4 protein-coding genes are annotated in these 8330 nt (G+C 42.3%); 2 read left to right on the top strand and 2 right to left on the bottom strand.

Features of this window, described 5'->3' with window-relative positions:
• The first annotated feature begins 12 nt into the window (after nucleotides 1-12).
• Together H5079_RS12535 and H5079_RS12540 are read left to right on the top strand one after the other, a co-directional pair.
• Nucleotides 13-612 (top strand): bifunctional 2-polyprenyl-6-hydroxyphenol methylase/3-demethylubiquinol 3-O-methyltransferase UbiG, encoded by a 600-nt coding sequence (locus tag H5079_RS12535; protein ID WP_182684214.1) that lies wholly within the window; start codon nucleotides 13-15, stop codon nucleotides 610-612.
• Nucleotides 613-3567 (top strand): DEAD/DEAH box helicase family protein, encoded by a 2955-nt coding sequence (locus H5079_RS12540; protein ID WP_182684215.1) that lies wholly within the window; start codon nucleotides 613-615, stop codon nucleotides 3565-3567.
• Nucleotides 3568-3855: 288 nt separating this feature from the next.
• Here H5079_RS12540 and H5079_RS12545 read toward each other — a convergent pair whose 3' ends face one another.
• Together H5079_RS12545 and H5079_RS12550 are read right to left on the bottom strand one after the other, a co-directional pair.
• A complete protein-coding gene (locus H5079_RS12545; RefSeq protein ID WP_165744258.1) occupies nucleotides 3856-4011 on the bottom strand; it encodes a hypothetical protein in 156 nt (51 codons plus the stop codon).
• A 22-nt stretch (nucleotides 4012-4033) separates the two neighbouring features.
• Nucleotides 4034-7186 carry a DUF3427 domain-containing protein gene (locus H5079_RS12550; RefSeq protein ID WP_182684216.1) on the bottom strand — a complete coding sequence of 1051 codons (3153 nt, stop codon included), beginning with the start codon at nucleotides 7184-7186 and terminating at the stop codon, nucleotides 4034-4036.
• Nucleotides 7187-8330: the final 1144 nt, after the last annotated feature.

Genomic DNA, 8330 nt, shown 5'->3' on the forward strand with positions numbered 1-8330 from the left:
GCGGTGTGTCTCGTGTCAAACTCCACACTTAGTTACTACAATCAAAACGCACAAAGCTTTAGTGACTCAACCCTAAATGTTGATATGTCAGTGCTGTATGCTGAGTTTTTGCCACATGTTACCGAACACGGTCATATTTTAGATGCCGGTTGTGGCAGCGCCCGCGATGCTGCTTATTTTAAACAGCAGGGGTTTACTGTTAGCGCGTTTGATGCAAGCCCAGAGCTTGCCGCATTAGCAAGCAGTTACTTACAACAACCCGTCGACGTTAAAACCTTCCAGCAGCTAGATTGTGTTAATAAATACGATGCTATTTGGTGCTGCGCCAGTTTATTACACGTGCCAAAAGCTGAATTACCACAGGTATTTTTAAACCTACAAAATGCACTAAAACCAAACGGTGTTTTGTATGTATCGTTTAAATATGGCGATACAGAGCGTGTGCATAATGGTCGCGAATTTACCGATTTAAACGAAAATTCTTTAACGCATTTACTTAGCCATACGCAGTTAAAAGCTATTAAACAATGGCAAAGTGTTGATCAGCGCCCAGAGCGCGAAAGCGAAGTGTGGCTCAATGCCTTGTTAACGCATAGCAAAGCGAAATTATAAGTGAATAGTTTTAGTGAACATCAACACCTGCAAAGTAATAACCAGCAGCTTATTACGGGTGATAATGACCCGTTATTACCTAATCTTGTGCATGCCATAAATAATGCCACTGAGATTGAAGTTACGGTTTCATTTATTCAGCCAAGCGGCTTAGCTTTGTTGTTTGATCCACTCAGTGAAGCTTTGCAAAGTGGTGCAACACTTAAATTACTTACCTCAGATTACCTAGATATTACTCATCCTAATGCGTTGAGAGAACTCATGGCATTGGTAGATCGTGGAGCCGATGTGCGTATTTACCAAACACACAGTAATCAAAGTTTTCATATGAAGTCGTATATTTTTGTCAAAACAAACGACCAAAAAGAGATTACTGATGGCTGTGCCTTTATTGGCTCAAGTAATATTAGTGCCAGCGCATTAACCAAAGGGCATGAGTGGAATTTTAGACACGATTATACACAACCAAAAACAAGCCAAGCAGCGAAGCAGTTTTTTAGTATACGCACAGCTTTTGAAAATATTTTTAATCACGAATTTGTTACCCATCTAAGCCATGAATGGATAAATAGCTACATTACTAGGCGTAAAACACAGCAGTTTGTATCGGTAAACCACGCTGATACAGCTGAGCAAGTTATTGAAAAGAATGAAGCTAAAACACCAAGGACAGCTCAAATTGAAGCGCTTAATGCCTTAGCGCAAACGCGTACTGAGGGCTTTAAGCGTGGCTTAGTGGTTTTAGCAACGGGTATGGGTAAAACATGGTTAAGTGCATTTGATGTAAAACAATTCAAAGCAAAACGTGTTTTATTTGTAGCGCATCGTGAAGAAATACTTTTGCAAGCACAGCGTACATTTTCTGAATTACTTACTCTATCTACTGGGTTTTATAACGGTAAACAGCGAGACAAAAACGCTGAGTGTTTGTTTGCCTCTATTCAAACCATTGGCCGAAGTAATCACTTAAAGCAGTTTGCACCAACGGCATTTGATTACATTATTGTTGACGAATTTCATCATGCAAGTGCGCGCGTATATCGCCAGCTTTTAAACTACTTTGAACCCAAGTTTTTACTGGGTTTAACAGCTACACCAGAGCGTACCGACCAAGCTGATATTTTAGGGTTATGCGACAACAACCTAGTATTTGAGCGTAACTTAACGCAGGGGATAGACCAAAAAACGTTAGTGCCATTTCATTACTACGGTATTTGGGATGAAAACGTAAACTACCAAGCTATTCCGTGGCGTAATGGCCGATTTGATCCAGCAGCACTTGAAAACAAATTTGCAACCCAAAAACGGGCAGACCATGCACTTTTACAGTGGCAGCAATACAAACAGCAGCGCACATTGGGCTTTTGTATATCTACCAAACATGCCGATTATATGGCTGCTGCATTTAATAAAGCGGGTGTAAAAGCGCTATCAGTGCATAGCCAATCAAAAGTACGACGTAATGAGGCGCTTAAACAATTAGAACAGCGTAAAGTTGAAGTACTATTTACTGTTGACCTATTTAACGAGGGCACTGATTTACCAAGCATTGATACCATATTAATGCTGCGCCCAAGCGACTCTAAAATACTCTTTTTACAGCAATTAGGGCGGGGTTTACGCACCCTCGAAGGTAAAACACATTTAGTGGTGCTCGATTTTATTGGTAACCACCACAGCTTTTTAAATAAACCTTATGCGCTACTTCATGAAACCACGCCAACTGGTGTAGTTAAAAAGCTTAAAAAACCAAACCTTGCTGATGGCTGCTTTATAAATATTGACTTAAAAGTTACCAACTTTTGGCAGCAGCTAGCCAAAATACAGCGCACCACAGCGTTAGAAGATATAACACAACTTGCCGAGCAACTAGGGCATTTACCTACATTAAGTGAGTTTTACTACCACTACGGCGATATAAAAAAGGTAAACAGCAACTACACTAGTTGGTTTGATCTAATTGCTAAAATACAAAATATTGATGACGAAGCACAGCAAAGTGCCAAGCAATTAGCACCGTTTTACGACTTTTTACATAAAGGCATACAAACTACCAGTATGACCAAATGCTTCAAAGCTATTTTTCTTGAGGCTTATGTTGCTTTAAATGGCTTTGCTAACCCCCCAACAGTTGCAGAACTTGCTGTAATGAGTGCAAAGGTACTCGCGCGCCATCCAAATTTAAAGCAACACGATTTACCTATTAAAGAACAGCAAGCAGCTGCAGATTCGCAAACATGGCAGAGCTACTGGCGTAAAAATCCAATTAAAGCCTACACCAATAAAAATAAAGACGGCACACAATGGTTTACCTTACAAAACAACACCGTAAAAGCCACGTTTGACGTACCCGCAGAAAAATGCGAGTTACTAAACGGCGCCGTGTTAGAACTGGTTGAATACACCTTAGCTAAATACAGCCAGCGACTAAAAGTAAAAACGCCAACCACGGAACAAAATACAGAGCAAAAAGCTGACAATGTAACTCAGTTAGCGTTTAAAGAGTTAGCCGATACAGCAAAAGAACAAGATAACGCGCTAAAACTGCCGTTCTTTCCCAATATTAGAATTGCCTGTGGGCATTTTAAAACAGGGGATGAAAGCGGTATGGAATTGATGGACGCGCCACTTGGCGCAGGCAAGCTTGATCCAAACGTGCATTTTTTAGCACGCGCTTCGGGTAACTCTATGAACGGCGGTAAACATCCAATACTGGATGGTGATTTACTGCTACTTGAGCTTATAACATCCGATAAAGCAGGATCGTTACGCGGCCAAATAGTCGCGATAGAGCGAGACGATATAAGCGGTGATGGGCAGTATTTACTGCGCAAAGTTAATAAATTACCAAATGGGCAATATGAGTTAATCGCTCAAAACCCAGATTATGAAGTAATGATTGCTGATGAAAGCATGCGAACATTTGCGCGGTTTAAACAGGTAGTTGTGGAATAGTTGTAGGTGCGATTTTATATCGCGCTTGTTTAAATTGAAGGTTAAATGTTCGCTCGTAGGCGTTGAGCTTGCTGACGCGAAAAGCGAAGCTTTCAAATTTCGGTGTAATTAATATGTAGGTGCGATTTTATATCGCGCTCATAAATTGGTGTTTTGATGTAGGTTTAAAGGATTTAAAAACCTCTATTCGAGGTTATATCGCGTTGGCGATGGCAACCAAAGGGCGGCTGCCGCCGACCGCCCTTTGGAATCCCACGGCGCACCCGAGGATCACACTTTATCTTCAACTTACGTTAATGATGTGAACGTAACCAGCGTAGGTAGGCCATCCATGGCCAAGCTACGCTTTTTACAGCATCCATGCTGTAAATTACTCATCATTAACTCAGTTTCAGGTGTGATCACGGGGAAGGTGTGTTTGTTGATAGATTGGAGATAATTCATAGACGACTTTTCTAATTTTTAATCACCCAACCGCTAACTTCCCAGCCTCGTGCCACATTTCACTTGGCATGGGGCTGGTTAATTCCCACGTTATATTCATCGGCTGGCTGCCGTTGTGGCTTTGGTATTTAACCTCGCCGTAGTTTACAAATCCCATAGTTCTGCCGTTTTCGTCTTTGCCTTGTTCTCGCACAAATAACAGGATGGTTTTGCCAGTTTTTTGGTGCTGAATATAACTAAGGCCACGGCCGTGTTCAGGGCGAGCGCTGTTTTGCGTTTGCCAATGGAATAGGGTGGGGCTGATTGCGTAATCGTGATACAGCGTGGTGGGTGAGTAGGTTTTTTCACACTTATTAAGCGTTACAAATAATAGCTCTAGATTTTGGTTTTTAAACTCTAAAACGCCTTCGCGGGCTGTCGATTTTTTATCAAACGAGTGCGCTCCAAATGCAGAAAGTATTTGCTGGCGCGTGTAGCGGCTGTGCAATTTTATGGCGTGATTAGGTAAACACGCTAAATCGCTTTCTTGTTGGTGAATGCGGTTTAATAAAAGCGTGATTACTTGTGCAAGTTCGTGCTGTAACGCTGGATGAATAAGCGTTTGTAAGCTTTGTTCAAGCGTTTTAAAGCCTAAACTTGTGCCAGTGGAATCCCAAAAGTTGTAATGCGCCATAAGTGCGTACTGTTGGTTTTGTGCTGTTGGCATAAAGCTAAAATCGTTATTACATAAATCACGTAAAAAGCATAAGTAGCTGAGCGAGTCGCAGCCGAGTAATTGGGTGTTGATTGCGCGGTAATACGCGGCGTAAATATCGGCTTGCTCTGCAGGTATTTCACCGTCCTTTAACCAATGCCAGCCGCCGAGCTTACCGTCTTTTGGTTTGTATATGTCTTCTAGTATGACTTGTGGGTTTATGCGTAAAAAGTTACTTAGCGTTAGCGCGTCATTGGTATGTTGCGAATAGCTATTTATCAGCTGCTGTAAACGGCGTTTAGAGTTTATGGCTTGCTGAATATTTTTTAATATTGTTTGTTGTGTGCGCTTTTGTAGCTCTATACGGCAACCCAGTGGTAAATGCGGGAAGTTGTTTTCGATTTCGGTTTTTATTGGCTGGTTACTTTTACCAATGAGTGCGCGGAATTTACTCGCAAAGTCATATTCTGGGCGAGCATTACCGACAAAGTCGAGTACGGTACAGCACTGCTTTTGGCTGTTGTCGGGCAGGCGTAAACCACGGCCAAGTTGCTGCAAAAACAGCGTTAGGCTTTCAGTTGGGCGTAAAAATAATAGTGTATCGACTTCTGGAATATCGACGCCTTCGTTAAAAATATCAACCACGCAAAGTATTTGTATTTCGCCTTGGCGTAGTGCTTGCTGTTTGGTCGTGCGCTCATTAGTGTTTTTGCTGGTGAGTACATCGGCGTTTATACCCGCTAAGTTAAACTTTTTAGCCATAAATTCTGCGTGTTTTTGGCTTACGCAAAACGCGAGTGCTTTAATAGCGTGAACATTGGTAACTATATCAGCAAGGCTCGATATAATTTTGTTAGCGCGGCTGTTCTCCCCTGTATAAAGGTTACTTAGCTCGCTTATATCGTAACGGCCGCCTCGCCATGTTATTTGGCTTAGGTCGGTGTCGTCATCTAGTCCAAAGTATTGAAATGGGCATAAATGGCGTTGATTTATTGCCTCTGGTAAGCGGATTTCGGCGGCTATTACACCGCAAAAATCATCGAGTATATTTGCGCCATCTTGTCGCTCTGGTGTAGCGGTTAAGCCAAGTAATATTTTAGGCGTAAAGTGGTTTAATATAGCGCGATAACTTGCAGCGCTTACGTGGTGTACTTCATCTATCACTATGTAGTCGTAGTAATCATGCGTTAAATTAAGCGATTCAATTTGGCTATTAAGCGTTTGGATGGATGCAAATAATTGGTTATAGCGTTGTGGTTTGTAGTTACCTACCCACAGCTCGCCAAAGTCGTTATTTTTAAGCACGCCACGGTAAGCGCTTTGCGCTTGTTTTAGTATTTCTTCGCGGTGGGCTACAAACAAAAAGTGTGCGTTTGGGTTTTTATCGTAAACAGTTTTAAAGTCGAACGCCGATATTATGGTTTTACCAGTGCCGGTTGCGGCAACCACTAAATTTTTATAACGATTATGTACGCTGCGCTCAGCACTTAGTTTTTCTAAAATAGCGAGCTGATGCGTTTTTGGTGTTATATCAAAATAAAACTGGCTGTTTGCCTGGCCAACACCGCGTTGCTCGTTAAGTGAATTAATGAGCTTTTCTTTACATTCAGCTTTGCCTGTAAATAGCTCGAAATCTGGCGATTGCCAATAGGTTTCAAAGGTACTTTTGGTTTTAGCTATGATGTGCGGTATTTCTTGTGCGGTAATTTTTAAGTTCCATTCAAGGCCGCTGGTAAGCGCCGAATGCGATAAGTTAGACGAGCCAATATACCCTGTATGAAAACCCGTATTGCGCATAAATAAGTAGGATTTAGCATGTAGGCGTTCTTGCTGATTGTTATAACTTAGCTTTACTTCGGTATTTGGTAGGTTTGCTAAAAACTCAACGGCTTTAGCATCCGTTGCGCCCATGTATGAGGTGGTAATTACTTTGAGTTTGTTGCCGCTTTTGGTAAACGCTTCCAGCTCATTTTTAAATATGCGCAGCCCTGTCCATTTTATAAATGAGACCAACCAATAAATAGTGTCGGACGATTTTATCTCGCGCTTTAGCTCGGTTTCGAGCGATATACCTGCATTAGCACCGCTAAATAATTCGCTTTGCGTAAGGCCCGTTAGCGGGAATATATCGTGAGAGTATTCTTTAAGATTTGCAGCAATAGGGTTTTGGGTATTAAACAGTGCAGTAAGTATTCGGCCTTGGCTATCAATAAGGTTTTCGTTAATAAGCTCATCATCTTTTATATGATCTTTAAGCCAAAGAACAAGGTTGTTAGCAAGGCTAATTTGCTCTTGTAACCGCTCGTTTGAATTAGGAATAGCATTTATTGCATGCTCAACAAGCTTGCCTAAAAAGCGTGAAAGCCATGTTGCCGCTTCAGCAGATTCTAGTTGACGTTCACCAACATAAAATTGGTCGCGATTTAAGTTTTGCTCAATTACTTGCGTAATTAACTGCTCGTAAATACCAATTTGCTGCATTAAAACTACTCCCTGTTTGCCAGTAGTTAGTGTACTAAAAAGTGCATTGTAAACAAGCATTAACTCATTATTGAATTAAAGACCGCTGCCAAGACAACTCCCCCGTGATCACACCCGAAATTGAATTAATGGTGAGTAATTTACAGCATGGATGCTGTTAAAAAGCGTAGCTAGGCCACGGATGGCCTATCTACGCTGGTTACGTTCATATCATTAATTTAAATTGAGGAAGCAGTGTGATCCTCGGGGCGCCGTGGGGTTCCAAGGGGCGGTCGGCGGTATCCGCCCCTTGGTTGCCGTCGCCAACGCGACATCTATAAATAAAGGCGTCGAGCGCCGGGTCTCGGGCATCGAGCCAAGAGCTTCAAATTATTAAAAGCTGCGCTTTTCGCGTCAGCAAGCTGCACGCCTACAGTAAAATTTAAAGACCGCTGCTAAGACAATACTCCCGTGATCACACCCGAAATTGAATTAATGATGAGTAATAGCTGCGCATGGCGGAATTTTGTTCCCGACAAATTCCAAGTACCTAAATCCCTTTAGGCAATGCGCGATAGCCGTGACTTTGCCATGGACGGCGAATACACGGCGTTTACGTTCATATTATTAATTACAATTGAGGATATAGTGTGCTCCTCGGGGCGCTGTGAGATGACGAATGACCAAAGCGTAGCTTTGCAGCTTGAGGAAGTGGAGGCATGGAAGCCGACAGTAACCCAGCTTCATGGATGAATTATTTGCAGCAGAGATTATTTGGAGACTATGCCCCTTGGTTGCCGTCGCCAACGCGACATATAAACTCAAATTTGCAATTAAAAGCCCAAGCGCGAGGTAAACTCCCGCCTACAATTTGAAGGCTGATGCTGAGATAATTCCCCGTGATCACACCCGAAATTGAATTAATGATGGGTAATAAGATGCGCATGGCGGAATTTTGTTCCCGACAAATTCCAAGTACCTAAATCCCTTTAGGCAATGCGCGATAGCCGTGACTTAGCCATGGACGGTGAATACACGGAGTTTACGTTCATATTATTAATTACAATTGAGGATATAGTGTGCTCCTCGGGGCGCTGTGAGATGACGAATGACCAAAGCGTAGCTTTGCAGCTTGAGGAAGTGGAGGCATGGAAGCCGACAGTAA

Origin of the sequence: Pseudoalteromonas sp. SG44-5, assembly GCF_014164175.1 — a bacterium.
Classification (GTDB): Bacteria; Pseudomonadota; Gammaproteobacteria; order Enterobacterales; family Alteromonadaceae; genus Pseudoalteromonas; species Pseudoalteromonas nigrifaciens.